21 protein-coding genes, 1 other RNA gene and 1 pseudogene are annotated in these 26,381 nt (G+C 60.8%); 1 reads left to right on the forward strand and 22 read right to left on the reverse strand.

The features are described 5' to 3' along the window. Nucleotides 1–65 precede the first annotated feature (65 nt). The 5 genes and pseudogenes from ftsZ to RGR602_RS35565 form a co-directional block, all read right to left on the reverse strand. The gene (ftsZ, locus tag RGR602_RS12295) at nucleotides 66–1,790 is read right to left on the reverse strand and encodes a cell division protein FtsZ (RefSeq protein WP_039845341.1); all 1,725 of its coding nucleotides are present in this window, start codon (nucleotides 1,788–1,790) and stop codon (nucleotides 66–68) included. 56 nt (nucleotides 1,791–1,846) lie between these two features. Next, entirely contained in the window at nucleotides 1,847–3,178 is a 1,332-nt protein-coding gene (gene ftsA, locus RGR602_RS12300) for a cell division protein FtsA (protein WP_022714376.1), read from the reverse strand. After that, the gene (locus RGR602_RS12305; RefSeq protein ID WP_039845342.1) at nucleotides 3,175–4,107 is read right to left on the reverse strand and encodes a cell division protein FtsQ/DivIB; all 933 of its coding nucleotides are present in this window, start codon (nucleotides 4,105–4,107) and stop codon (nucleotides 3,175–3,177) included. The genes ftsA and RGR602_RS12305 overlap by 4 nt, the downstream gene beginning before the upstream one ends. Further along, a complete protein-coding gene (locus tag RGR602_RS12310; protein ID WP_039845343.1) occupies nucleotides 4,095–5,021 on the reverse strand; it encodes a D-alanine--D-alanine ligase in 927 nt (308 codons plus the stop codon). The genes RGR602_RS12305 and RGR602_RS12310 overlap by 13 nt, the downstream gene beginning before the upstream one ends. A 299-nt stretch (nucleotides 5,022–5,320) precedes the next feature. Beyond that, nucleotides 5,321–5,744 (reverse strand): annotated as a pseudogene (locus RGR602_RS35565) (aquaporin); the annotation flags it as partial. Nucleotides 5,745–6,228: 484 nt separating this feature from the next. Here RGR602_RS35565 and RGR602_RS12325 point away from each other — a divergent pair. Next, a complete protein-coding gene (locus RGR602_RS12325) occupies nucleotides 6,229–7,533 on the forward strand; it encodes an MFS transporter (RefSeq protein WP_039845346.1) in 1,305 nt (434 codons plus the stop codon). Nucleotides 7,534–7,634: 101 nt separating this feature from the next. On the opposite strand, the gene murB is transcribed toward RGR602_RS12325, so the two are convergent. The 17 genes from murB to RGR602_RS12405 all read right to left on the reverse strand — a co-directional run bounded on the left by murB (nucleotide 7,635) and on the right by RGR602_RS12405 (nucleotide 26,055). Further along, nucleotides 7,635–8,609, reverse strand: coding sequence for a UDP-N-acetylmuramate dehydrogenase (gene murB, locus RGR602_RS12330; RefSeq protein ID WP_039845347.1), 975 nt, complete (start codon nucleotides 8,607–8,609; stop codon nucleotides 7,635–7,637). After that, nucleotides 8,606–10,021, reverse strand: a complete 1,416-nt coding sequence (gene murC / locus RGR602_RS12335; protein WP_039845348.1) for a UDP-N-acetylmuramate--L-alanine ligase — start codon at nucleotides 10,019–10,021, stop codon at nucleotides 8,606–8,608. Before murC ends, murB begins: the two co-directional genes overlap by 4 nt. Beyond that, nucleotides 10,018–11,142, reverse strand: a complete 1,125-nt coding sequence (gene murG / locus RGR602_RS12340; protein ID WP_039845349.1) for an undecaprenyldiphospho-muramoylpentapeptide beta-N-acetylglucosaminyltransferase — start codon at nucleotides 11,140–11,142, stop codon at nucleotides 10,018–10,020. Before murG ends, murC begins: the two co-directional genes overlap by 4 nt. 191 nt (nucleotides 11,143–11,333) lie before the next feature. Then, nucleotides 11,334–12,488, reverse strand: coding sequence for a putative lipid II flippase FtsW (ftsW, locus tag RGR602_RS12345; RefSeq protein WP_039845350.1), 1,155 nt, complete (start codon nucleotides 12,486–12,488; stop codon nucleotides 11,334–11,336). A gap of 1 nt (nucleotide 12,489) precedes the next feature. Next, entirely contained in the window at nucleotides 12,490–13,902 is a 1,413-nt protein-coding gene (gene murD, locus RGR602_RS12350; protein ID WP_039845351.1) for a UDP-N-acetylmuramoyl-L-alanine--D-glutamate ligase, read from the reverse strand. Between the two features lie 7 nt (nucleotides 13,903–13,909). After that, nucleotides 13,910–15,010: a phospho-N-acetylmuramoyl-pentapeptide-transferase gene (mraY, locus tag RGR602_RS12355; RefSeq protein ID WP_022714365.1), complete on the reverse strand. Its 1,101-nt coding sequence runs from the start codon at nucleotides 15,008–15,010 to the stop codon at nucleotides 13,910–13,912. A 22-nt stretch (nucleotides 15,011–15,032) separates the two neighbouring features. Beyond that, nucleotides 15,033–16,466, reverse strand: a complete 1,434-nt coding sequence (locus RGR602_RS12360; protein WP_039845352.1) for a UDP-N-acetylmuramoylalanyl-D-glutamyl-2,6-diaminopimelate--D-alanyl-D-alanine ligase — start codon at nucleotides 16,464–16,466, stop codon at nucleotides 15,033–15,035. Beyond that, the gene (locus RGR602_RS12365) at nucleotides 16,463–17,980 is read right to left on the reverse strand and encodes a UDP-N-acetylmuramoyl-L-alanyl-D-glutamate--2,6-diaminopimelate ligase (RefSeq protein WP_203226163.1); all 1,518 of its coding nucleotides are present in this window, start codon (nucleotides 17,978–17,980) and stop codon (nucleotides 16,463–16,465) included. The genes RGR602_RS12360 and RGR602_RS12365 overlap by 4 nt, the downstream gene beginning before the upstream one ends. Nucleotides 17,981–17,986: 6 nt before the next feature. Beyond that, entirely contained in the window at nucleotides 17,987–19,738 is a 1,752-nt protein-coding gene (locus tag RGR602_RS12370; RefSeq protein ID WP_039845354.1) for a peptidoglycan D,D-transpeptidase FtsI family protein, read from the reverse strand. A gap of 2 nt (nucleotides 19,739–19,740) precedes the next feature. Continuing rightward, on the reverse strand, nucleotides 19,741–20,181 hold the full coding sequence (gene ftsL, locus RGR602_RS12375) for a cell division protein FtsL (RefSeq protein WP_039845355.1): 441 nt from the start codon (nucleotides 20,179–20,181) through the stop codon (nucleotides 19,741–19,743). Between the two features lies 1 nt (nucleotide 20,182). After that, nucleotides 20,183–21,208, reverse strand: a complete 1,026-nt coding sequence (gene rsmH, locus RGR602_RS12380) for a 16S rRNA (cytosine(1402)-N(4))-methyltransferase RsmH (protein ID WP_039845356.1) — start codon at nucleotides 21,206–21,208, stop codon at nucleotides 20,183–20,185. A gap of 14 nt (nucleotides 21,209–21,222) precedes the next feature. Beyond that, complete coding sequence (gene mraZ, locus RGR602_RS12385; RefSeq protein WP_039846834.1) at nucleotides 21,223–21,663, reverse strand: division/cell wall cluster transcriptional repressor MraZ; 441 nt, start codon at nucleotides 21,661–21,663, stop codon at nucleotides 21,223–21,225. 416 nt (nucleotides 21,664–22,079) lie between these two features. Then, nucleotides 22,080–22,477: RNase P RNA component class A (gene rnpB / locus RGR602_RS34945), an RNA gene on the reverse strand. Nucleotides 22,478–22,533: 56 nt separating this feature from the next. Then, entirely contained in the window at nucleotides 22,534–23,709 is a 1,176-nt protein-coding gene (locus RGR602_RS12390) for an NAD(P)/FAD-dependent oxidoreductase (protein WP_039845357.1), read from the reverse strand. A 53-nt stretch (nucleotides 23,710–23,762) separates the two neighbouring features. Continuing rightward, nucleotides 23,763–24,326 (reverse strand): lytic transglycosylase domain-containing protein, encoded by a 564-nt coding sequence (locus RGR602_RS12395; protein WP_039845358.1) that lies wholly within the window; start codon nucleotides 24,324–24,326, stop codon nucleotides 23,763–23,765. A gap of 263 nt (nucleotides 24,327–24,589) precedes the next feature. Next, a complete protein-coding gene (locus RGR602_RS12400) occupies nucleotides 24,590–25,351 on the reverse strand; it encodes an N-acetylmuramoyl-L-alanine amidase (RefSeq protein WP_039845359.1) in 762 nt (253 codons plus the stop codon). Beyond that, nucleotides 25,348–26,055, reverse strand: a complete 708-nt coding sequence (locus RGR602_RS12405) for a J domain-containing protein (RefSeq protein WP_039845360.1) — start codon at nucleotides 26,053–26,055, stop codon at nucleotides 25,348–25,350. Before RGR602_RS12405 ends, RGR602_RS12400 begins: the two co-directional genes overlap by 4 nt. Nucleotides 26,056–26,381 lie beyond the last annotated feature (326 nt).

Here is a 26,381-nt window from a genome sequence, read left to right on the forward strand (position 1 = left end):
ACGCTTTGAAACAGCTGCGCCCGGAACCGTGATCCCGGGCGCATGCGTGGCGATTCTGTGTCCGCTCAGTTCGACTGGCGGCGCAAGAAGGCAGGAATTTCAAGCTGGTCGTCTTCCTGCATCATGCGGGCCTGCGGAACACTGCGGCCCTGGTCGTCGAGATTGCCGCGGCGTGGCGCATAAAGGCTCGCCTCGGGCGAAAGCGGGCGGCGCTGCTGCGAAGCGGCGGCAGGCGCTGCCGTCATCTCGGGAGCGACTTCCTCTTCGCGGCGGCCGAGCGAATTGGTGATTCGCTTCAGCAGGCCCATCGGGCCGCGCTCCTCATGCGCCTGTGCGGCAGCTGGCTGGGCGCGGTGATCGATCTCGGCCTGAACGACCGGCGGGAAGTCCTCGACCTTCGGCATGCGGACCGGCTGCTGCATGGCAGGTTCCTGGCGAACCGGCTGCTGCTGCATGACCGGCTGCTGCTGCATGACCGGCTGCGGCGCCGACTGGCTCATAACGGGTGCCGGGGCGGGCTGCACCGGAGCCGGACGAGCGGCCGGAGCTTCTTGAGCGGCTGCGAAGATGCGGCTCTGCGGACGGAACGCGTCCTGGGCAACAGGCTGCTGAACCGGAGCTGCAGGCCGCGGAGCCGGGATTTCGAGCTCGCGTTCCATCTCGGCTTCCGCCATGCGGATGGTGTGCGCGATCGGATCGGCCGGCTTCGGTGCCTGCATGACTGGCGCAGGCTGAACTGCGGCCGGTGCCGGAGCAACGGCCGCGGAAGGACGGATAGTCGGCTTGGCGGCAGGCTGGAAGTTCTTGGCAGCAGCTTCGTTCATCGCACGGTCGATACCGGTCGCAACGACAGAGACGCGGATGATGCCTTCGAGCGATTCGTCGAAGGTCGCGCCGAGGATGATGTTGGCATCCGGATCGACTTCTTCGCGAATGCGGGTGGCAGCCTCGTCGACTTCGAAGAGCGTCAGGTCGCGGCCGCCAGTGATGGAGATCAGGAGGCCCTGAGCACCCTTCATCGAGGTTTCATCGAGCAGCGGGTTGGCGATTGCAGCTTCGGCAGCCTGCATCGCGCGGCCCTGGCCGGATGCTTCGCCGGTGCCCATCATCGCGCGGCCCATTTCGCGCATGACCGAGCGGACGTCGGCGAAATCGAGGTTGATGAGCCCCTCCTTCACCATCAGATCGGTGATGCAGGCAACGCCCGAATAGAGAACCTGGTCGGCCATGGCGAAAGCATCGGCGAAGGTCGTCTTGTCGTTTGCGATACGGAAGAGGTTCTGGTTCGGAATGACGATCAGCGTATCGACCGACTTCTGCAGTTCCTCGATGCCGGATTCGGCAAGACGCATGCGGCGGCCGCCTTCGAAGTGGAACGGCTTGGTGACGACCCCGACGGTCAAGATGCCCTTGTTGCGGGCGGCCTGCGCGACGACCGGGGCAGCGCCCGTACCTGTGCCGCCGCCCATGCCGGCGGTGACGAAGCACATATGCGTGCCGTTGAGGTGATCGATGATCTCATCGATGCACTCTTCGGCGGCTGCGCGACCGACTTCCGGCTGCGAACCGGCACCGAGACCCTCGGTGACGTTGGCGCCGAGCTGGATGATGCGTTCGGCCTTCGTCATGGTCAGCGCCTGGGCATCCGTATTGGCAACGACGAAGTCGACGCCCTGGAGCCCGGCAGAAATCATGTTGTTGACAGCATTGCCGCCGCCGCCACCGACACCGAACACGGTGATACGCGGCTTCAGCTCAGTGATATCCGGCTTTTGCAGCTTGATAGTCATGGTACCTGTTCCTTCTCTTTATGGCCGCATCGCCACGCCGGCCAATTCACTTAATTTCAGAAGCTTTCCTTCAGCCACTGGCCCATCCGGGCGATGCGGCTGTTATTACCCCCAAGCGACATGAGCAGACCGCTCTGCGACGCATGTGTTTCCATGTCCGCGACCTGCGGATAGATCATCAGTCCGACTGCCGTCGAAAACGCCGGTCCCTTGGCTGCCGTCGGCAGACCCGAGACGCCCATCGGACGGCCGATGCGGACGTTGCGCGCCAGGATGCGCCGCGCCACTTCTGCAAGACCGGTCAACTGGCTTGCGCCGCCCGTCAGCACAACGCGCTTTCCCACGATCGGGCTGAAGCCCGAGCGCTGGATCCGGTCGCGGATCAATTCCATCGTTTCCTCGATGCGTGCACCGACGATTCGCGAAACGAGCGCGCGCGGCACCTGCGTCGGCTGATCGCGCTCGTCTTCCCCGATCGGCGGGATCGAGATGAGCTCGCGCTCGTCGGAGGAGTTCGAGAATGCCGAAGCGTGAACCACTTTCAGGCGCTCGGCGTCTTCGATGCGTGTCGAAAGGCCGCGCGCCAGATCGGTCGTGACGTGAAGGCCCCCAAGACCGACGGCATCCGTATGGACGAGCTTGCCTTCGGCAAAGACCGAAATCGTCGTCGCGCCGCCGCCCATATCGATCGCGCAGCAGCCGAGCTCGACCTCGTCGTCGACGAGAGCCGCCAGCCCGGAGGCGTAAGGTGTCGCAACGATGCCCTCGACGGAGAGATGCGCGCGATTGACGCTGAGCTCGAGGTTCTTCAATGCGGCACGTTCGGCGGTCACGACATGCATGTCGACGCCAAGCACATCACCATACATCGCCAGCGGGTCGCGGATACCGCGTTCGCCATCGAGCGAGAAGCCGGTCGCGAGAGAGTGCAGCACGGCGCGATCCTGGCGCAGCGACTGCTGGCAGGCAGCTGCAAGCACCTTCTTGAGATCGTTGAGTTCGACTTCCTGGCCGCCGAGATCAATCGTCGCCGTGTAGATGTCGCTGCCCAGACGGCCGGCCGTAAGATTGACAATCAGGCTCTCGACGGTAAGGCCCGCCATACGCTCGGCCGCATCGACGGCAAGTCGGATGACGCCTTCGAGCGCATCGAGATCGGCGATGACACCGGTCTTGATGCCGCGGGAGCGCTGGTGGCCGATGCCGATGATTTCGATGTCGTGCGTGCGGCCCGGAAGAATCTCGCTCTCTTCGCGGGGCGTCAGGCGGCCGATCATGCAAACGACCTTGGTCGATCCGATGTCGAGCACCGAAACGATATGCGACCGCTTCGACGACAGCGGCTTCAGGCGCGGCAATCCGAAATGGGACGAACCGAACAAGCTCATATATTCTGCCCCGCCTTTTTCAAATCCTTGGTCCGCTGATCGAGAACGACCTGCCGGCGCGCCATGGCCTCCGGGGTCAGTTGGATCGCGGTCCTGTCCACCAGTCTGAGATCGACTGCTGCGATGTCGCGCGCCAGAAGATCCTGTTCCTTGTTGAGTTTCGACAGCCTGGCGAGCGCCTGATCGACATCGTCGGACGGCAGCTTCACCACCACGCCGTTATCCATGTGCAGGTCCCAGCGGCGGCCGGAGACCCAGACATAAGCCTTCACACGCGACGTGATGTCCGGCCACTTCGAAAACTCGCCTTCGAGCGAAGCGGCAGCACTTTCTGCATCTCGGCCGACGACGAGCGGCAACGTCGAAAACTTGTTGTCGCGAAGCGACGCAATGACGCTGCCATTCCGTTCGATCAGCGAAAGCTCCTGCCCGTGCTGCCAGATCGCATAGGCCTGGCGCTCCTTGAGCTTGACCTCGATCGTCTTCGGATAAATCTTCCTGACCTCGACGCTCTCGACCCACGGAAGCTTGACGATCTTCCGGCGCGCAGCATCGACATCGAGCGCCACCAGCGACGTCGTTCCGTCGAGGCCGAGAAGTTCAAAGATTTCGATTTCGGAGGTTTCGGAATTGCCGGAAACCTTCACATCCTCGATGGCGAAACCGGCAGCCGTTGTCGCCGCCTGCGCGACTGTTTCCGTATGACCGCCGAGCGACATGCCGTAGAGACCGGTCGCCGCGAAGAATGCAAGGGCAGAAATCGTCCCGGTATGCGCAGGAATGTGGATACGGCCAGTTCCGAGACTGACGAGGAAGCGCACCGCACGGCGCAGCGGACGCGGGAGAACCATCCGCCCATCACCCTCAGCAAGAGCGATGCTCGGTTGACGGCTTGGGCGCCCTATCCTTTTGACCGTCAACGAGAACAAGAGGCGTCCTCCACCATCCAACGCAAGAATTCACCAAAGGAATAACCGGCATGACCGGCCATTTCGGGCACAAGGGAGGTTGGCGTCATGCCCGGCTGGGTGTTTACTTCCAGCCAGATAACTTCACCATCTTCGGAGAACCGGTCGTCGTAACGGAAGTCGGACCGACTGACCCCACGACAACCAATTGCTTGATGCGCCCTTAACGCCAATGTTTGTATTTTTTGGTAAATATTCGGTGAAATTTTCGCCGGGATGACGTGTTTTGAGCCGCCCGCAGCATACTTGGCATCATAGTCATAGAAGTTGTGACCCTGCGGCACCACTTCGGTCACACCGAGAGCCTTGTCGCCCATGACACCGCATGTCAGTTCGCGGCCATAGACATACCGCTCGACGATGACCTCCTCGCCATAGCGCCACTCCGGCGAACTGATGATCTGCGGCGGATGGGCCTGATCCTCCTGAACGATGACGACACCGAAGCTGGAGCCCTCCCGGACCGGCTTCACGACATAGGGCGGCTTCATTGGATGTTCGGCCGGAAAGGCGAAGCGATTGATGACTTCCGATTGCGCCACAGGGACGCCGGCCGCCGCTGCAACCCCCTTGGCCTTGCCCTTGTCCATCGCAAGGGCAGAGGCAAGAACGCCGGAATGCGTGTAGGGAATTTCGAGATATTCGAGGATGCCCTGGATGGTGCCATCCTCGCCGAAGGGGCCATGCAGCGCATTGAAGGCGACATCGGGACGAAGCGCCGCCAGTTTTGCGGAAATATCCCGATCGACATCGATCCGCGCAACCTGGAAGCCCTCGCCCTCGAGAGCATCCGCGCAAGCCGTTCCCGAAGACAGGCTCACCGGCCGCTCCGAGGAAAATCCGCCCATCAGGACAGCGACATGCTTGCGACTCATACGTACCCCCAAGATAAACCTCAGCCTGATTTTCGAGGCTTGCACCAAGCTTGCCCGCGAATCCGCTTCGCCTCAGACATGGAAGCGATATGACAACATTATGGTTAATGAAGTGTTTACTTTTATTAACCGGGTGCCTTCCCGAGAGGTTTCCACCCCTCAGAAATCCCACTCGGCCAGCATATTTCCGACTCGAAATCAGCGCGTTGCGGCGACATGCTGAAGTTCGCTCACAGCATGAAAAAACCCGCACAGATGATTCTATGCGGGTTCGCCCGGACAGGCAGCGAAGGCCGCCCTCAGTCGTCCTTGTCGAGCAGTTTCCAGACAACCCGCCAAGCGCACCGCCGGCGATCGGCGCCAGCCAGAAGAGCCAAAGCTGCTGCAGGGCCCAGCCGCCGACAAAGAGAGCCTGGCCTGTCCAGCGGGCGGGATTGACGGATGTGTTCGTCACCGGGATCGAGATCAGGTGGATCAGCGTCAGCGCCCGGCCGATCGCAAGCGGCGCAAAGCCAGCGGGTGCCCTGCCATGCGTGGAGCCCAAAATGACGATCAGGAAGACAAGCGTCAGAGCGACTTCGATGACCAATGCCGAAGTCAGCGAATAGCCGCCGGGAGAATGCTCTCCATAGCCGTTGGAGGCAAGCCTCCCAACTCAAAGCCGGCCTTGCCGCTCGCAACAAGACAGACGAGAGCGGCGGCCGCAATGGCACCGATCACCTGCCGCCCAAGCTCGCAGCCGTGGCGCTGGCCAACAAGATCGCCCGCATCGCCTGGAAGATGATGGTCACCGGCGAATTATCGAAAACCTGCTGTTCAGCCAGACCTGGCATGTGCAGCTTAAGTGATCAGTCGGTCACGGTGAGCGGAGAGACAAAGCTACCGTGCTGATCTGATGCGTGAACGTGCAAGAAACAGCAGATGGTATGATCGATCGATTCGGGACTCGTGACACTCCGCTTGGCGCAATGGTCGCTGTAGTCGCAATGGCAGCTGCAGATCGCAAAATTGTTTGGAACACGAGTCGCGAACTCCGTCTTGGCCAGCGTTCATTTGTGAGCGCCACAACAGGCCGAACATATGCACGCAAGCGATCCGATCAAATCACTGCCAAAAACCCTTGCAAGGAGGGGGTCGTCCACATATGCGTTACGAGCCCTTCGACCCTTTCCAGGGGCGCTCTTTATAACTCCCGAATGGAATAAAAATGTCTGACGCGATATCTCCCGTATCGCCGACCTCCGCTTCATCGAACAGTGCGCAAGTCAATTCGCCAGCGCGCGTTCTGATCGCGAGCCTTGTCGGCACCACGATCGAATTCTTTGATTTTTATGTCTATGCGACGGCAGCCGTCCTGGTCTTCCCGACGCTGTTCTTCCCGAACAACGATCCGACCACCGCCCTTCTCGCTTCCTTTGCCACCTTCTCGATCGCCTTCTTCGCCCGTCCACTCGGCGCCGTTGTCTTCGGTCATTTCGGCGACAGGATCGGTCGCAAGACGACGCTGGTCGCCGCCCTGCTGACCATGGGTATTTCTACGGTCATTATCGGCCTGCTGCCCTCCTACGGATCGATCGGCGTCGTGGCGCCGCTGCTGCTTGCATTGTGCCGGTTCGGCCAGGGCTTCGGCCTCGGCGGCGAATGGGGTGGCGCTGTGCTCCTCGCAACCGAGAATGCGCCGGAAGGCAAGCGCAGCTGGTACGGCATGTTCCCGCAGCTCGGCGCACCCGTCGGCCTTTTCCTCTCCTCCGGCGTCTTCTGGCTGCTGCTGCAGGTCATCTCGCAGGACGCGCTTTTGAGCTGGGGCTGGCGCGTTCCATTCATCGCCTCGATCGTCCTGATCGTCATCGGCCTGTGGGTTCGTCTTTCGATCACTGAAACACCGGCCTTCCAGAAGGCAATTGACAAGCATGAGCGTGTCGCCGTGCCGGTTGCGGAACTGTTCCGCAAGCACAAGCGCAGCTTGTTCCTCGGCACCTTCGTGGCGCTCGCGACCTTCGTGCTCTTCTACATCGGCTCGGCCTATCTGCTCTCCTACAACGTCAAGGTTCTGAAAATTCCCTTCCTGGACGCGCTGGAAATCCAGATTGTCGGCTCGGTCGCCTTCGGCATCTTCATCCCCGCCGCCGGCAGGCTCGCTGAAAGATTCGGACGGCGCGAAGTGCTGATCCTTACCACCGTCGTGATCGGCATCTTCTCGTTCTTCCTGCCCGGCCTGATGGCCGGCGGCGAAGGCGGCATCGTCGTCTTCGCGATTGTCGCCATGGCACTCATGGGCATGACATATGGCCTGATCGGTACGGCGCTGGCGGCCCCCTTCCCGACCGCAGTGCGCTACACCGGCTCGTCGATCACCTTCAATCTTGCCGGCATCTTCGGCGCCTCGCTGGCTCCCTATATCGCCACTTGGCTGCAGACGAACTACGGCATGCTTTATGTTGGCTACTATCTCGGCCTTGCTGCCGTGATCACGCTGATCTCAATCCTGGCATCCGGCCGCGACGAAGTCTGATCGAGACTGCCTCCAGGTCAATCAAAGGCCGCGGCGGTTTCCCGTCGCGGCCCTTTTCATTGCTGCCAATCAACTATCCGTTCTGGATAGATAAAAAACGGCTATTCGCTGGTCACACCCTGGAACGGGCGCACCTCGCGGCCCGGCATGAAGACGCCGAGACGCTTGATTTCCCATTCGAGCTTGACGCCGGAATTTTCGAAGACTTCACGGCGAACCTGCTCGCCGAGATATTCGAGATCGTAGCCCGTCGCCTGCCCCATATTGATCATGAAATTGCAATGAAGCGACGACATCTGCGCGCCGCCGATGACGAGACCCCGGCAGCCCGCTTCGTCGATCAGCTTCCAGGCCGAATGACCTTCGGGATTCTTGAAGGTCGAACCACCGGTCTTCTCGCGGATCGGCTGCACCGTCTCGCGGTGATTGCGTACCGCATCCATGTCGGCGCGGATCTTCGCCCGGTCCTCCGGATAGCCCTCGAAAAGCACGGAGGTGAAGATGAGATCAGGTGAGGCCGTGGAATGACGGTAGGAATATCCCATGTCTGCATTCGACAGGACGACCTTGTTGCCCTTGCGGTCGATGGCATTGACCTCGACCAAGCGATCGCGGGTTTCGCTGCCATTGGCGCCGGCGTTCATGCGCGCCGCGCCGCCAATGCTGCCCGGGATGCCATAGAAGAAATGGAGACCGCCGATGCCGTTGTCCATCGCCATTGCGGCCACATGCTTGTCTGGGCAGATTGCACCGGCGAGAATGCGGTTGTCACCTGCAAGCTCGACCGAACCGAAGCCCTTGGCAGAAAGCCGCAAGACGACGCCCGGAATGCCGCCATCGCGCACGAGAATGTTCGAACCGACGCCCACGACCGTCAGCGGCACCTCTTCCGGCAGGATTTTCAGGAATGCGATAAGGTCCGCCTCGTCGTGCGGCTGGAACATCAGCTCGGCAAGACCGCCAGCATGGAACCAGGTAACACGGTCCATGGGGGCATCCGGCGTGATACGGCCCCGGATATCCTTCACACCTTCTCCGAGAGACTCGAGAAGCTTTTCCCCATTCACCTGTTTCATGCAGACTTTCCCGAAAGACCTTCCAGTTGCTTGGGCAGCGCGACTGCCCAGTAAGTGATATTCCCAGCTCCTAAGAGAACCACAAAATCGCCGGGCTTTGCAATCTCCGCGACCATTTCAGGCAAAAGCTCCTGGTGAGGGAGGAAGCGCGCGTCGCGATGGCCACCCGCTTTGATGCGGGAAACGAGTGCCTCGGAATCCACGCCTTCGATCGGATCTTCGCCCGCGGCATAGACCGGAGCAAGGAAAATACTGTCGGCATCGTTGAAACAGGCGGCAAACTCTTCGAACAGGCTGGAAAGGCGCGTGTAGCGATGCGGCTGATGAACGGTGATGACGCGGCCCTTGCAGGCTTCGCGCGCGGCCTTCAGCACGGCCTTGATCTCGACCGGATGATGGCCGTAGTCATCAAAGATCTGCACGCCGTTCCATTCACCGGTCAACGTAAAGCGGCGCTTGACGCCGCCGAAGGAGGCGAGGCCCTTTGCGATGTCGGCGCTCGAAATGCCGAGGCGGTTGGCGACCGCAATTGCTGCCGTCGCATTCGAAATGTTATGTCGGCCGGGCATCGGCATCACGAGATTGTCGAGCCTGATGACCTGTCCCGTGCGGCGGCGGCGGATTTCGACGTCGAAGATCGACCGTGTCCCGTCGATGCGCACATTCATGAAGCGCACGTCGGCCTGCGGATTTTCACCATAGGTAATGACCTTACGGTCTTCGATGCGGCCGACGAGAGCTTGGACCTCCGGATGATCGAGGCACATGACGCCGAAGCCGTAGAAGGGCACGTTCTCGACAAACTGCCGGAAGGCGGCGCGCACGGCGTCGAAATTGCCGTAGTGGTCGAGATGTTCGGGATCGATGTTGGTCACCACCGCGACGTCAGCGGGCAGCTTCAGAAATGTGCCGTCCGACTCGTCGGCCTCGACCACCATCCACTCGCCCTCGCCCATGCGTGCATTCGTGCCGTAGGCATTGATGATGCCGCCGTTGATGACGGTCGGATCAAGCCCGCCTGCTTCGAGCAGCGTGGCGACCAGCGATGTCGTCGTCGTTTTTCCATGCGTGCCACCGATGGCGATTGCATTGCGGAAGCGCATCAATTCGGCGAGCATTTCGGCGCGGCGCACGACCGGCAGCAGCTTCTCGCGCGCGGCGGTAAGCTCCGGATTGTCCTTCTTGATGGCGGTCGAGACCACCACAACTTCAGCATCACCCAGGTTTTCCGCCTTGTGGCCGACGAAGACTTCGATGCCCTTGTCACGCAGGCGCTGCACGTTGGCGCTGTCGGCCTGGTCCGATCCCTGCACGCGGTGGCCGAGATTATGCAGCACCTCGGCGATACCGCTCATGCCGATCCCGCCGATGCCGATGAAATGGACGAGGCCGATCGCCTTCGGCATTTTCATGACTGTGTCCCCTTGAACTGTGCAATTGTACGTCCGGCGGCAATAGCCTCAACCATGCCGGCAAGCAAGTTCGCAGCGTCCGGTTTCCCGGCCTGCTTTGCGGCTGCCGCCATTCGGGCGAGCTTTTCCGGGTCGTTCATTACATGAGTAAGGATCGAAGCGATCTTCTCCGACGAGAGCTCCGATTGTGCGATGACCTTCGCGCCACCGGTCGCGGCAAGGGCTGCGGCGTTCGCCGCCTGATCGTGATCAAGTGCATGCGGATAAGGAACAAGCACGGCCGGACGGCCAATGACCGAAATTTCCGAAACCGTCGAGGCGCCCGAGCGGCAGATCACCAGATGCGCATTTGCAAGGCGCTGCGCCATATCGGTGAAGAACGGCGCGATATCCGCCCCCATCTCAAGCCTGGCCACACAGCCGCTCACCATTTCCATGTCTTCGGGGCGCACCTGCTGGGTGATGCGCAACCGCGCACGCAACTCATCGTCAAGCAGGCTGATCGCTGTCGGCATCGCCTTGGAGAAATATTGCGCCCCCTGGCTGCCGCCGAAGACAACGAGATTGAAGGGCTCTCCGGCATGGGAAGGCTTGTACGGCACCTTCGCCGCTTCGATGATTGCCGGACGCACCGGATTGCCGGTCGTCACGGTCTTCTCGGAATAAGCGCCGCCGTTCTCCGGCAGGAAACCGCCGGCGATCGCCTGCACGCGTTGGGCCAGCGCCTTGTTGGCGCGGCCCATCACGGCGTTCTGTTCGTGGATCATCGACGGCACGCCGAGGCGCGTGGCGGCAAGCAGCGGCGGCACGGTCGGATAGCCGCCGAAACCAACGACGACCGCAGGCTTCAGCCGCTGGATCAGTTTCTTGGCAGCACGCATTCCGGTCCACAGCGTCCACAGCGAACGCCCGACTGCGAACGGGTTCTTCGAGCCGATCGTCGCCGACGGCACGACATGGATTTCATCCGCGGGGAATTTGCCGGCAAAGCGCTCGGCACGGCTGTCCGTCACGAGGTGCACGGAATAACCGCGCGCCTTCAGCTCGTATGCCAAGGCCTCTGCTGGAAACACGTGGCCGCCGGTGCCCCCGGCGGCGAGCAGGATGATACCTTTGCTCATCGGTAGGTTCGCCTTTCAACCAGGGAGCTGCCCCTCATCCGCCTGGCGGCACCTTCTCCGCCTTTTGAAGGGGAGAAGAACGCATGCCGCAACTCCTTAGTACCCCTCACCGTCTCATGGGGCACGTCCCCTCTCCCGGCAAGCGGACGGTGGGCTGGGGTGGGGGGCAATTTAGACGGCATGGGCATATTTTACTCCGCCGGCATTCCGTGCGGCACGCGGAAGAGACTCCGCTCCTGTGCACGCTTTTCCGGGCGATGGCGCGTCAGCGCGAGAATAAAACCGGCGGTCACGCAGATCGCGACCATGGACGAGCCGCCGTAGGAAATAAGCGGCAGCGTCATGCCTTTTGCCGGAAGCAGCTCGAGATTGACGCCGATATTGATGATCGACTGGATGCCCATCTGGAGCACGAGCCCCGCGACGGCAAACCGGTTGAAGTCGTTCTTTTCTTTATATGCGTGCGATAGCCCCCTCAAAACAAGGACCGTGAAGAGCAGAACGAGCGCGATGCAGAAGATGATGCCGAATTCCTCGGCGGCGACCGAGAAGATGAAGTCGGTGTGCGCGTCGGGGATGATGCGCTTGACGATGCCTTCGCCCGGTCCTTTGCCAAACCAGTCGCCGCGGATGATGGCCTCGCGCGCAGTGTCGATCTGGAACGTGTCGCCCTCGCCGGTCATGAATTTGTCTATTCGCCCCGCCACGTGCGGGAAGACGTAGTAGGCGCTGAGCAGCCCGCCAGCACCGCCGGCGCCGAGCAGGATGATCCATATCCAGGGCATGCCCGCCATGAAGAACATGCCACCCCACACGGCCGTCGTCAGGATCGTCTGGCCAAGGTCAGGTTGGGCGACCAGCAGAGCCGCGACCATCCCGAAGAGGATGATCGCAAAGAGGTTGCCCGGGATTTCCGGCTGCCGTGCATGCTCTGCAAAAAGCCAAGCACAGACGACGACGAAGGCGGGCTTCATGAATTCCGACGGCTGGACCGAGATGCCGGCAAGCGTCACCCAGCGTCGGGAGCCTTTGACCTCGATGCCGAAGAAAAGTGCCAGGACCATCATGGCGAGCGAGATGACAAGCAGTAGGATGGCGGTCCGTCGCACCTGCCGCGGCGTCAGAAAGGAAAGCCCGATCATGACGGCGATCGAGGGGATCATGAAAGCCGCGTGGCGTTTCACAAAATGGAACGGCTCGAGCCCGATGCGCTCGGCAACCGCGGGCGAGGCCGCAAAGGAGAGCATGAAGCCGACGCCCATCAGGAAGATGAACATCGCCAGAAAAAAGCGGTCGATGGTCCAAAACCAATCGGCCAAAGGCCCACGTTCCGCACGGCTCACCATGTCATTTATCTCCTGTTGCCGAATCGACCAGCATGGTCACTCCGTCGAGCGCTGCCACATGGCTGACAAATGCATCGCCCCTGACTTCGAAGTTCTTGTACTGGTCGAAGCTTGCGCAAGCCGGGGATAACATCACCGCGGATGGACCAGTGTCATCTTTTTCCGCATCGGCTGCGGCATGGGCAACCGCGCGATCCAGCCTCCCCGAAATCTCGTAGGGCACCGCCTCGCCGAGCGTCGCGGCAAATTCTGCCGCCGCTTCGCCGATCAAATAGGCCTTGGCGATGCGCGGGAAGAACGGGGCAAGCGTCGTGATACCTCCCGCCTTCGGCAGACCACCGGCGATCCAGTAGATGCGATCGTAGCTGGAAAGCGCGGGCGCTGCGGCGTCTGCGTTAGTCGCTTTCGAATCGTTGACAAAGACGACTTTGCCGCGTGTCCCGATCGGCTGCATCCGATGTTTGAGGCCGGGGAAGGAGGCAAGCCCGGTGCGAATTTCTTCGGCCGAAACGCCGACGGCAAGGCAGGCGGCGACCGCTGCAGCGGCATTCTGAGCATTGTGGCCGCCGCGTAGCGTCTGGATGCCGTCGAGATCGGCAAGCGGCAGAGCCGCAGCCGAAGAAGCCTGCATGAGCTTCGTACCCTCGGCATAGATTCCATCGGCCAGCGGATGGCGGCGCGATATGCGGACCACCTTCGTTCCTGCCCGCTCGACGCGATCAGCGATCATTTCGCAATGACTGTCATCGACGCCAACGATAGCGGTGCCGCTGCCGGCAACCAAACGCTCCTTGATGCCGGCATAGTGCTGTATCGTGCCGTGACGATCGAGATGATCAGGCGTCAGGTTGAGCAGGATACCTGCCGAGGGATTGAGCGTCGGCGCCAGATCGATCTGGTAGGAGGAGCACTCGACGACATAGTAGCGTCCGGCCTTCGGCGGATCGAGCGTCAGCACGGCCGTTCCGATGTTGCCGCCAAGCTGCGTGTCGCGGCCGCTGGATTTCAGGATATGAGCAATCAGCGCGGTCGTCGTCGACTTGCCGTTCGTGCCTGTGATGGCGATGAACGGGCAATCGGGCGCATGCGCCCGGCGCTCGCGCACGAAGAGTTCGACATCGCCAACGATATCGACACCGGCGGCGCGGGCGAGATCGACAGTCCAATGCGGTTTCGGATGCGTGAGCGGCACACCCGGCGACAGAACGAAGAGCGACTGAACGCTCCAATCGATGATTCGCAGGTCCGCGGTATGGATACCCTCGGCGGCCGCCTTGATGACACTGTCCGGATTATCGTCCCAGGCCGTGACATGGGCGCCGCCCAGAATAAGCGCGCGGGCCGTTGCAAATCCGGACCCGCCAAGCCCGAATAGCGCGACCTTCTTTCCTGCAAACGTCGTGACAGGAATCATGTCCGCCTCACCGCAGCTTGAGGGTCGAAAGCCCAAGCATCGCAAGGCCGACGGCGATGATCCAGAAGCGGATCACCACTTGGCTTTCGGTCCAGCCCTTCTTCTCGAAATGGTGATGGATCGGCGCCATCAAGAAGACGCGGCGCCCGGTCATCTTGAAGAAGCCGACCTGGATGATGACCGAGAGCGTTTCTGCAACGAAGAGACCGCCGATGATTGCCATGACGATCTCGTGCTTGGTCGCGACCGCAACGGTGCCGATGGTGCCGCCGAGCGCCAACGAACCCGTATCGCCCATGAAGATTGCGGCGGGCGGCGCGTTGAACCAGAGGAAGCCGAGGCCTGCACCGATGACTGCGCCGAGCACCACGGCAAGTTCGCCCGTGCCGGGCACGAAGTTGATCTGCAGGTAGTTCGCAAAGACTGCGTTACCGGCAAGATAGGCAATGATACCGAAGGATGCGGCAGCGATCATCACCGGAACGATCGCCAGACCATCGAGACCGTCCGTCAGGTTGACGGCGTTGCCCGCCGAAACGATGACGAAGCCACCGAAGGCCACGAACACGATGCCGAGATTGATCAGGAAATCCTTGAAGAACGGGAATGCGACCGAGGAGCCGAAGGTCGAGCCTGCGGTACCGGAGGCAAGCGCGGTGCGCATCATGAAATAGACGGCGATGCCGGCAATCACAAACTCTATGCCGAGACGCGCCTTGCCCGAGAACCCCTTATCACTCTGCTTCGTGACCTTGAGATAGTCGTCGTAAAAGCCGATCGCGCCGAAGCCGAGGGTGACGAGCAGCGTCGCGACAACATAGACGTTGGAAAGGTCGGCCCACAGAAGCGAGGCGCCGACGATGCCCGCGAGGATCATCAGCCCGCCCATGGTCGGCGTGCCGGCCTTCTTGAAATGCGTCTGCGGCCCGTCGGCGCGGATCGGCTGGCCCTTTCCCTGGCGGATTCGGAGCGAGTTGATGATCATCGGCCCGAAGAGGAAGACGATCAGTGCGGACGTGAAGAGAGAGGCGCCTGTACGGAAGGTAATGTATCTGAACAAGTTCAGAAATTTCAGTTGGTCCGACAGTTCGACTAGCCAAATCAGCATTCGAGGCCCCTTGTTTACCCGGTCAAAGTTCGCGTTGCGTGTCTACAAATGGCGCAAACCTGTCAAGGATCGCAGCGACAATCTTGCCGAAGCCTATCCCCAAGGACGATTTCACCATCAACACGTCGCCGGGCGCGACCGAGTTCAATACATATTCCGTGAGTTCTTCCGTCTTCTCGCGGTATTCGACCTGCACGCTGTCGGGAAGCGATTCCTTCAGCGCCAGCATGTCCTTGCCCGCAAGCCAGACATGTTCGATGCCGGCCGCAAGCAGCGGGCCGGAAAGGTCGGAATGAACCTTTTGCGCGTATTCGCCCATTTCCAGCATGTCGCCGAGCACGGCGATGCGGCGCCCGCGGCCTGCCGGACCGGCTGTGGCAAGCAGCGCGATGGCCGCGCGCATCGAGGCGGGGTTGGCGTTGTAGCTTTCGTCGATCAGTGTGAAGCTACCGTTTCCGACCGACAACTTGTGGCGGCGGCCCCTGCCCTTTTCGGGCTGCAGGGAGGCCAGCGCTGCGATCGCCTTGTCGAGGTCCGCGTTGACGAGCGTGACGATGCCGAGAGCTGCCAGCGCATTTTCCGCAATGTGCCGTCCGGGCGCGCCGATCGCCACTTCGAACGTGTCGCCGTCGATCGTCAGCCAGAGCGCCGAGCTTTCATCCGAACCGTTGAATTCCGCAAGGCGGAACTCGGCCTTCGCGTGCTGGCCGAAGGAATGGATATTCTCGATGCCGAGCGACTGCGCCGTCCGTTCGAGGAAATTGTATTGGTCGCTGTCGCGGTTGAGCACGACATGCCCGCCGCGCACCAAGCCTTCGAAAACCTCCGCCTTCGCCGCGGCGATTTCCTTGATACTCTTGAAATTGCCGAGATGCGCGGGAGCGATCGTCGTGACGACGGCGACATGCGGCCGGATCATCTTCACAAGCGGCCGGATTTCGCCCGGGTGGTTCATGCCGACTTCAAAGACGCCGAAGTGCGTGTCGAGCGGCATGCGTGCCAGTGTCAGCGGCACGCCCCAATGGTTGTTGAAGGAGGCGACGGAGGCGTGCACCTTGCCGGACGGAGAAAGCACGTGGCGAAGCATCTCCTTGGTCGTCGTCTTGCCGACCGAGCCCGTCACCGCAATGATCTGAGCCCGAGAGCGCTGACGCGACGCGACGGCAAGCCGACCGAGGGCGGCGAGCACATCGTCGACGACGATCATCGGAACAGTCAATCTGCCGAGCCCCGGAAGGCGGGCTTCGCTGACGACAAGAAGTGCAGCACCGTTCGCCATCGCCATCGAGGCGAAGTCATGGCCGTCGACCCGGTCGCCCTTGATGGCGAAGAAGGCTTCGCCGGTACCGATCGAGCGGCTGTCGATGGAAATGCCGGTGATGCCTTCAGGAAGCGTGCCGAACGGGCGGCCCGCCATGGCGGCAATCATGTCATCGGTGGTCCAAAGCCAGTTCACGATTTCAGCTCCTCCAAAGCTTCGCGCACTTCGGCGTGGTCCGAGAATGGCAGCGTCACACTCCCGATGGTCTGCCCTTCTTCATGCCCCTTGCCTGCAACGATGAGTGTGTCGCCGGATTTCAGCATGCCGACGGCCTCGTAGATCGCCTCCGAACGGTCGCCGATCTCGGTAGCGCATGGCGCCGCAGCCATGATCTCGGCTCGGATCGAGGCCGGCTCCTCGGAACGCGGATTGTCGTCCGTGACGATTACCACATCGGCCAGGCGGCAGGCGATCTCGCCCATGATCGGACGCTTGCCCCGGTCGCGGTCGCCACCGCAGCCGAAGACAAGGATCACGCGCCCGGTCGTGAAGGGACGCACGGAATTCAGTACATTTTCAAGCGCATCTGGCTTGTGCGCGTAATCGACATAAGCAAGCGCGCCATCCCTCGTATGGCCAACGAGTTCGAGACGCCCCGAGGCGCCCTGCAGCTTTTCAAGCGCGGCCATCGCGATCTTGGCTGGAACGCCGGTGGACATGGCAAGCGCCGCGGCAACCAGCCCATTAGCGACCTGAAAATCGCCGGCGAGCGGAATATCGACCTCGAAAATCTCGTCACCGCAATGAACTTCGGCGATCTGCTTGTGACGGAAGTGCTCGACCCGCTTCAGCGCCAGGTAGTCCCCTTTGCGGCCGACGGTGCGGACATCGTGGCCCGCATCCTTCGCCGCCTTGATCGCCTGCTCGGACCAGGCATCGTCGGCGAAGATGATGGCAGGCGAACCCTTTGGCAGCAACGTATCGAAAAGCCGCATCTTGGCGGCCATGTAGCTTTCGACGGTCGGATGATAATCCATGTGATCGCGGCCGAGATTGGTGAAGGCGGCAGCCGAAAGCTTCACACCATCCAGACGGCACTGGTCGAGGCCGTGGCTCGATGCCTCCATCGAAGCGTGCGTGACGCCCTCGTCAGCGAGATCGGCCAGCAGCTTGTGCAGCGAAACCGGATCGGGGGTCGTCAGCGAGCCGTATTCGTTGCGCATCGGCGAAACGACGCCGGTCGTGCCGATCATGGCTGCCGGATGTCCGGCATAGGCCCAGATCTGGCGGGTGAAGGAAGCGACGGAGGTCTTGCCCGCCGTGCCGGTTACGGCAACCATCGTCTGAGGCTGCCTGCCATAGAAATGCGATGCGGCGACGGAGAGAAAACGGCGCGGTTCCTTGACCGCCAGGACAGGAATGGGAGCCTCGACGGCTTGAGTCGACACGGCAAGGGTCGCGCCATGTTTGGCGGCATCGGCGATATAGACCGCGCCGTCCGCCTTCGAGCCAGCCACCGCAATGAACGCCATTCCGGCTTCGATCTTGCGGCTATCGGCTGAAAGCCCGGAGATCTCCAGCCCGCCCACCGGCCCTTCGAGTTGCTCCTTGATTTCCGGAAACGCGCTTCCGGCTATGTCCCGCAGTTTCATCGAATGTCTTTTCTTTCTCACGCCGCCCACCCCACGCGAATCGGCGCTGGTATTCATTCACACTCAATAAGACACCAGCAAGGCCGATCCGTCTTGGCCAAACTGCGGTTCGATACCGAGGATGGGTGCGGCACGCCGGATGATGTTCTTGACCATCGGCGCAGCCGTGTAGGCAGCGATGTTCTGGCCCTTTTCGCCGTTATGTGGTTCGTCGCAGAAGGTCAGCACGACATATTGTGGATTATCGATCGGGAACGCCGCGATGAAAGCGTTGAAGTTCAAGTCATTCGCGTAGCGGCCGTTGACGACCTTGTCGGCCGTGCCCGTCTTGCCGCCAACGTTGAAGCCCGGCACGTCGGCGTTGCGTCCCGAACCTTTGAGGCCGTTCAGCTTGAACAGATAGCGGATTTCGTCGCTGGTGCTCTTCTTGACGACGACCTCGGCCGTCTCGTCTGCCTGGTCACGGGTACGCGGCAGGAAGGTCGGCTCGATGAGCTTGCCGCCGTTGACGAGGGCTGCGCCGGCAACGGCCGTCTGCAGCGGTGTCGTCGAGACGCCATGGCCGAAAGAGATCGTGATCGAGTTAATCTTCTTCCAGACCTTCGGCTGGCTCGGCATCTTCACTTCCGGTAGTTCCGTCCGCATCTTCGTCAGCAGCCCAAAGCGCGTCAGATAGTCCTTCTGCAGGTCCATGCCGACGATATCGATCATCTTCGCCGTTCCGATGTTCGACGAATATTCAAAGATTTCCGGCACGGTCAGCCAGCGGCGCTGACCGTGGAAATCGTTGATCGTAAAGCCGCCGATGCGGATCGGGCGGCTCGCATCGAAGCTGTCGTTAATGCTGACCTTGCCGCTGTCGAGCGCCATGGCCGTGCTGAAGGTCTTGAAGGTCGAGCCCATTTCGAACGTGCCGTTCGACATGCGGTTCAGCCAGCCTTCCTTGGCGCCCTCTTCCGGATTGTTCGGGTCGAAGTCCGGCGCTGAGGCCATGCCGAGCACTTCGCCGGTATGAATATTAAGGACGACCGCGCCCGCGCCCTTGGCTTCGTAGTTGGTGACCGCGTTTATCACGACGTCGCGCACGATGTTCTGGACGCGCAGGTCGATCGAGAGCTTGACCGGCTCGAGCGGTTGATCGCTGGTCATTCCCACCGATGCCAGGTCGGCAAGGCCCTGGTCGTCGATGTATTTTTCCATGCCCGCGACGCCGCGGTTGTCGATGTTGACGTAACCGAGAATATGCGAGGCCGTCGGACCACCCGGGTAGAAGCGACGCTTTTCCGGACGGAAACCGATACCGGGAATGCCGAGCGCCAGAATCTGGCTCTGCTGCTTCGGGGTCAACTGGCGGCGAAGCCACGCGAAATGCGAACTCTTGACCGAGAGCTTCTTGTAAGTGCCCCTCACGTCGAGATCGGGCAGGACCGTCGCAAGCTTCTCGATTGCCTCATCGGCATCGACGATCTTGTTGGGCTCGGCAAAAAGGGAAACCGTGCGGATGTCGGTCGCCAGCACTTCGCCGTTGCGATCGAGGATGTCGGGCCGCGACGCCATCAGGCGGTCCGGTGGCAGAATGCTGGAAACGACTTCCGGATCCTTCATCCCATATTCGACCAGGCGGCCGCCGATGACGCCGTAAAGCGCGGTGAACCCGAGGATCAGCAGGCCGACGCGGCTTTTGGCCTGACCGGACTTTTTCTTGCGCGAACCTTCAAGCGGCAAGCTGCCCGAGGGGCCACCAAAGCGGTTGTAGACACCGGAGGAGAAATGCGCCTGGCTTTTCAGGACCATGATGCGAGAGAGAAACGACATGGCTACTCCACAGATCCCGTTGACATCAGATCCTCTTCTTCCGCCCGCGGTGCCGGAGTGGGAACCGGCTGGGCCTTGGCAGCAACGGCCCTACCTGCGCTTGCACCAGGCTTCTGGCCGTTCTTCGCCTCGGTGATTTCCGGAACCGGGACCTGCGATTTCAACATCGGCAATTCGCGCATATGGACGAGCGCGGTGGAGTCCGTCGGCTGCAACTTCAGTTCGCCATTATAGGTATTCACCAGCCGCTCCAGCCGGTTCGGCTGCGATTGCAGCGCCCAATCGGCCTTGAGCAGATCGATCGTATCCTTTTCGAGCTTGATCTCGGCTTCGAGGCGATGAACCTCTTCGAGCTTCAATTCTGCGCGGTGCTTGATTGTATAGGTCACGGTGGCCGCTGCCGTCATGACACAGATGAGCACAAAGTCGAGCGTTCTCAGCATATCAACCCCCAAGCTTTTCGAGGCTGGCAAGACTGGGCAATCCGAAGATCGAGATATCCCCAGCTTCGGCCGGCGCATTGGTACGCGTGCCGGCCCGCAGCTTGGCCGAACGCGCCCGCGGATTGGCCTCAGCTTCAGCCTTGCCTGCAGCAATCATGGATTTACCGATTGGTTCGAAGGTCGCCGCACGCTCGTGGGCGATCGGCAGATGGCGCGAGCCTGAAGCTTTGCCCGCGCGGTCGGAGAAGAATTTCTTGACGATACGGTCTTCCAGCGAATGGAAGGTGACGACCACGAGACGGCCGCCGGGCTTCAAGACGCGCTCGGCGGCAAAGAGCGCCTGACCGAGCTCGCCAAGCTCGTCGTTGACGAAGATGCGAAGCGCCTGGAAAACGCGGGTCGCCGGATGAATCTTGTCCTTCATCTTGCGCGGCGTCACCACCTCGATGAGCCCGGCGAGATCGCGCGTCGTTTCGAACGGCTTTTCGGCCCGGCGCTTCTCGATGGCATGCGCGATACGCGGCGCCTGATCTTCTTCACCGAGGAAATGGAAGATGCGGATGAGTTCGGCGACCTTTGCGCGATTGACGACGTCGGCGGCAGAAACGCCGGAAGCAGACATGCGCATGTCGAGCGGACCGCTCTTCTGGAAGGAGAAACCGCGCGCAGCCTCATCGATCTGCATCGAGGAAACACCAATATCGAGCACGACGCCGTCGAGTCCACTCTCAGGCGCATGATCGGCCAGGCTGGAAAACTGCGAATGCGTGAGCTTCAGGCGGCCACCATAGGCTGCAACCATGTCCTGCCCGGCCGCAATTGCCGTCGGATCCCGATCCAGCGCGATCACATCGGCGCCGGCATCGAGGATGGCCGATGTGTAGCCACCGGCACCAAAGGTTCCATCGAGAATTATTTTGCCGGAAGCCGGCTGAAGTGCTGAAAGCACTTCGGCAAGAAGAACCGGAATGTGGCGAACCGGTCCGCCACCGGCATCAGTTGAACCTCCGCCAGGATTCGCCGCCATTCCGTACCCTCGTTCTATCCGGAGCGCCTGCCCGCCAGCCTGCGCTCCCCTCGTGCCTGTATCTGGGCCGCCTGGAATGCCTGCGGCTGCCAGATCTGAAAATGGTCCGCCCGACCGACGAAGGCCACCTCGTCCGAGATGCCGGTAAAGTCGCGGATGAAGTCCGTGACCATCAGCCGCCCCTCGGCGTCGAGCTTCATGAAGACCCCGCCCCCATGAATAAGAAGCGACATCTCGTTCGCATCCGGCGAAAACGGATCCTCCGCAGCTATCTGCCGCTCGAACCTTTCGAGAAGATCCGGGCCGCCGACGCTGATCGCCGGAAACACAAAGTCCTGAAAGCAATAGAGCTCCTGGACGTTGCGCTGCGCCAGAACGGAGCGAAAGGCCGCAGGCACGGAAACCCTGCCCTTGGAATCGATCCGGTTGGTCGCACTCGAAAGGAAGCGGCTCATGACACGAAACATCCGTTCCCGAAAGAGCCCGGGCAGAATACTGATGCCCAAAACCCTCAAATTCAGACACAGCTTCGCCAGCCGGATGAACGAAAATCCATCCGGCGCCTCCGGAAAGGAAGACGCCTTGGCTTTGCGATTGATGGGCGTTTGATTGCCCTCGTGCAGTGCATTTATGGGATAGCATGGGACCATATGGGCGTCAATGGGAAACGCCCGTCTCGCGATGAGCGCAGTATCGAAAATTTATAAGCTGTTAAGTTTAACAAAGGGTTAGGATCGACACTTCCGCTCGCCCCAGAAAGCATCGATGAGAAAAGGAAACCGCACGACTGCACATGCGCCGCATGCGCAAAAATCGCGAACAATCAGAGGATTACGGATCGGCGCCCCGAAATCCGACGCCACAGAAGGTAATCGCCAGTTGGCCTGTAAGCCGGGTTCTGTATGGCTCCGGCCGAAACCGGAACGTGGCAGCCATTCCTCTGGGACAGCGCTTGCACGCTGCCTCACGCAACCCACCCGGATGACTGACCCGGAAACCGGCCGACGGGCTTTCGCCCGCCACGTCATCCCTATTCGGTCTTGCTCCCGGTGGGGTTTACCGTGCCGTCGCCGTTGCCGGAGACGCGGTGGGCTCTTACCCCACCCTTTCACCCTTACCTGCGCAAGCGCAGGCGGTTTGCTTTCTGTGGCACTTTCCCTGAGGTCGCCCTCGCCGGACGTTATCCGGCACCGTATTTCCGTGGAGCCCGGACTTTCCTCACCTTACCGCCTTTCGACATTGGTAAAGCGCGGCTGCCCGGCCAACTGGCAGAGCTCAAATAGCCGAGAGTGCCGCCAATTGCCACTGGAAATATACGGATCACATTACCGGAAAGAAGGTTTGAAATCCGTAGCGTAGCCCTGATCCCCGATTTCACCCTTAAACAACACCTCAGCCCCAAGACGGCCGATCTCGTCGGAACTCTTCGCCGAAGTGCCGGCGCAGCCGGTCAGCACCGCAAACCGTGGAGACGAAGTATAGCCGATCATCGGATAACGGCTCTTCGTATGCGAGACGGCGCAGGCCGCCGTCGAAACGGAAAGCGGCCGCAGATCCGGAACAAGACGGCGGGCAATCGCCATGAGATGGTCGCGCACCGCCGGCCGGCCGTCGCTCCGGAACCAGGCACGCAAATCCTTCTCGGTCTTCAGTAGGTAGTCATTGGGGTCGCCGCCGATCTTGAGATAGAATTTCAAGTCAGGATAGCGGATCGGAGGCAGCAGATAGATGTCGGTTTCCGGCGCCTCGACGATCAAGGACGGCATGGCGGCAAACTGTGCGGCCTGCGCCTCGCTCACTTCGAACAGCGTGACCGTCCGCCCATGAACCGACATATCAACCGATTGAGGCAACAGATTCTCGCCAATGGAAAAACCGCCTGCCGCAAGCAGCACTTTTTCCGCCGAGTAGACCTTGCCGCGCGAGGTCTCGACAGCCGCAAGCCCGCCCGCCTCGCGGATCGCCGTCACAGAGTCGCGAACGACTGTTGCACCCGCCTTTTCCGCAATGATCGACTGCGCCTTCACCAGTTTGCGCGGACTGATATGGCCGGCACCCTTTACCTGGAATACGCCCTCGCAGCCGCCCGGTAGGGCAAAGAAAGGAAACGCTGCTCTGAGGCTCGCCTCGTCGAGCAGCTTCGTTTCGACACCAATCGATGCAGCGGCTTTGATCGTGCTGACGATATAATCGCTCTGCGCCGGCGCCACGAAGGCGCAACCCGCTTCGGTGTAGAACGTGATGCCGCTCTCTGCTTCGATCTCAGCATAGCGGGCGATGGAACGATTGGCGAGCAGCGCCCAATCGCGATCCGGATCGACGGTCCGGGTGATGCGGCCCTCATCGTAATGGCTGGCGAAAACACCCTGATGCGCCTTGCGATTTTCCGGTTCGTCCGGACCGATCACGGCAACGCCGTCCGTCTGTCTCGCCAGATGCTTCGCCGCCGCCGCACCCATCATGCCGCGGCCGACGACGATATATTTGAAATCAGCCGCCATACCTCACCTCGCTTCGAGGTCAAATAGCACGGCGGCCGACGCGATTCATATTCTTAAATCGAGGTTTGCGCCGCGCTTGACATAAGAGTGAGCACTTTGCCGCAATAGGCCTTTGAGATCGGGTTCATCTTCCGTGCGCCGTGGCCGGCATTGTATTTGAGGATGGTGTTGCAGGTCTGCCCGCCGCCGAGTTCGTGGGCAGCCGCGAGATATTTCATCCCATATTTGATGTTCGTTTCCGGATCAAAGAGCCCTTTCTTCGTTCCCGAATAACCCATCATGCGCGCCGTTGCCGGCTTTATCTGCATGAGGCCGATCTCGCCTGCGCTGCCGCGTGCCTTCGGGTTGAAATTGCTCTCGACCCGGACGACGGCGTGGGCAAGCTCGACAGGCACGTCATATTGCTCGGCGTATTTGGCAATTAGAACGGAATATTTATTCGCTGTGAAATCCGGCATTGCATAACCGCTTTGGCGGTCGACGGTCTTGAAAAGGACCGTCTGGGTTTTCTCGTTGCCGTCATTGTTTTTATTACCTGCATCGCCAGCAAACGCGCAGCCGTACCCTGCCAGCAGCAGGCTTGCGCATGCCGCTGCACCAATAATCAAATGTCTCATGTAGTCTAGTTACTCCGACCCAAAGAATTACCAGACTGCGCGCCTCGCCGTCTTCCGGTTCCACGTGCCAAGGACTGGCAACGTTCCGCAGCAATTCTTATCGTTTCATTTTGACTCCCGCAGCTACACACAAAAACAGCCGCGAGCGCCGTTCAGCGACCGGGGTTAGACCATCGCAATGAGGAGATAATAGGGAAATGATGTGGCAGTGCAGCATTCAAGGTCGTTTGCGCAAAAAACGTTGCTTGAGCGTCACACAGACGTCATGAATAACGCGGCAGCGCAGAGAGCAGCCGGTGTAGCGTGTCGATCGTCGAAAAGTCGGCAATGCCGTCGACGCGCTCCTGGCGGAAATGACGCTGGAAGGCCTCCACGTCGCCCGCCGTCTTTTCGGAGAATTCACCTGTGATTTCCGTGGCATAACCGTAAAGCGAGAGCATCGACTGCAAGGCTTCCACCGGTTGGCCGCAGTCACCCCGCTGGAAGAAGCGCCCGCCGGTGATCGGCGCCGGTTCGACCCAGTGTCCTACCCCTGCGTGATGCAATTTTGCCCACGGAAATTTCTCGCCCGGATCGACCTTGCGAATCGGTGCAACGTCCGAGTGCGCGAGCACCCTTTCCGGTGCGATCGACCAACGTTTGCCGCAATCACGACACAATTCGATCACCGCCGCAATCTGCTCTTCAGGGAAGTCCGGTAGGCCGCCCGGATGCCCGGCATTGACAATTTCGATGCCGATGGATCGGGAATTGATATCTCCCTCGCCATGCCAGCTGCCCTTGCCGGCATGCCACGCCCGACGCGCCTCCGCAACGAGCTGAACGACATCGCCGTTCTCGTGGACGAAATAGTGGCAGGAGACCTGGCTCTCCTCGCGACAGAGCCAATCGAGCGCCGAGCCCGGCGTCGGCATGCCCGTGTAATGAAGGATGATCATATCCGGTTTGCGCCCGTCCGCACGCTCGCCATGGTTCGGCGACGGCTGCACGCAGGCCTTGCGATAGTCGGCCTCGAACGAGGTCATGCGGCGCGGCGTTCCTTCTCGATCGTCGCATAGGCATCGTTGAGGGCAGCCATGCGCTCGTTGGCGATCGCGTGGAACTCCCTGGGCACGCCGCGCGAAATCAGCCGGTCGGGATGGTTCTCGCTGACAAGGCCGTGATAGCGGCGGCGGATCGTCGGGAAATCGTCGGAAGGCGAAACCCCGAGGACCTTGTAGGGGTCCCGGCCGATCGAAACATGGCGCGCCGCGATCTGCTCGAAACGTTCTTCGCTCATCTCGAAGATCTGGCCGATATGACGGAGAAAATTCATCTCCTTCTCATGGACCGCCCCGTCCGCCTTGGCGATGTGGAAGAGGCCGTCGAGCACGTCTTCCAAAACAGCGCAATTGGAGGCGCAGCTGACGCACAGTGAGGAAAGCTTCGCAGCATAGGCCTCGTAACCGGCCACATCCTGGCGCGCGAGATTGTAGAGGCGGGCAACGTTCTTCGCCTGGTCCTGTGGAAAGAAGAAAATGTCGCGGAAAGCCCGGACTTCCTTCTCGCTGACGATCCCGTCGGCCTTCGCCATCTTGGCGGAAAGTGCGATGATGGCAACGGAGAACGCGACCTTGCGACGGGTCTCGGGATCACCCTCGAAAACCGTGCGGATCGCCTCGACGATCGCCGAGAGCAGGTTACCCGCAGCGTTGCCAACAGCATTCAACAGTTTTTCCCAGAAGGACATCGAAGTTTCTCGCATCGCAATATGAAAATACCTTGATCAAATAATCATAGCCATTGCAAGGCGGCGATTGGTCGTAGGATTGAAAACACTTTTCACAATTCGGTAATTGTAGCGCCTCTTATCAGGCGAGAAACGGCATTCGCATGCGCGCCAATATATGCCTTTCGGACATGCTCGCTGCCTCCTCGGGATTTTCCACAGGGCGTCTCAGAAAGCAAATCGGGGCTTGAAACGATTAGATGCGTCCTTCTTGCCACCTTTCTTGCCTTGCCCGCCGAAGCCGCGCATTTTTCGTAAATTCTTTGCTTTACAGGCCTCTTTCCCTG

The sequence above is a fragment of the Rhizobium gallicum bv. gallicum R602sp genome (genome assembly GCF_000816845.1).
Taxonomy (GTDB): Bacteria; Pseudomonadota; Alphaproteobacteria; order Rhizobiales; family Rhizobiaceae; genus Rhizobium; species Rhizobium gallicum.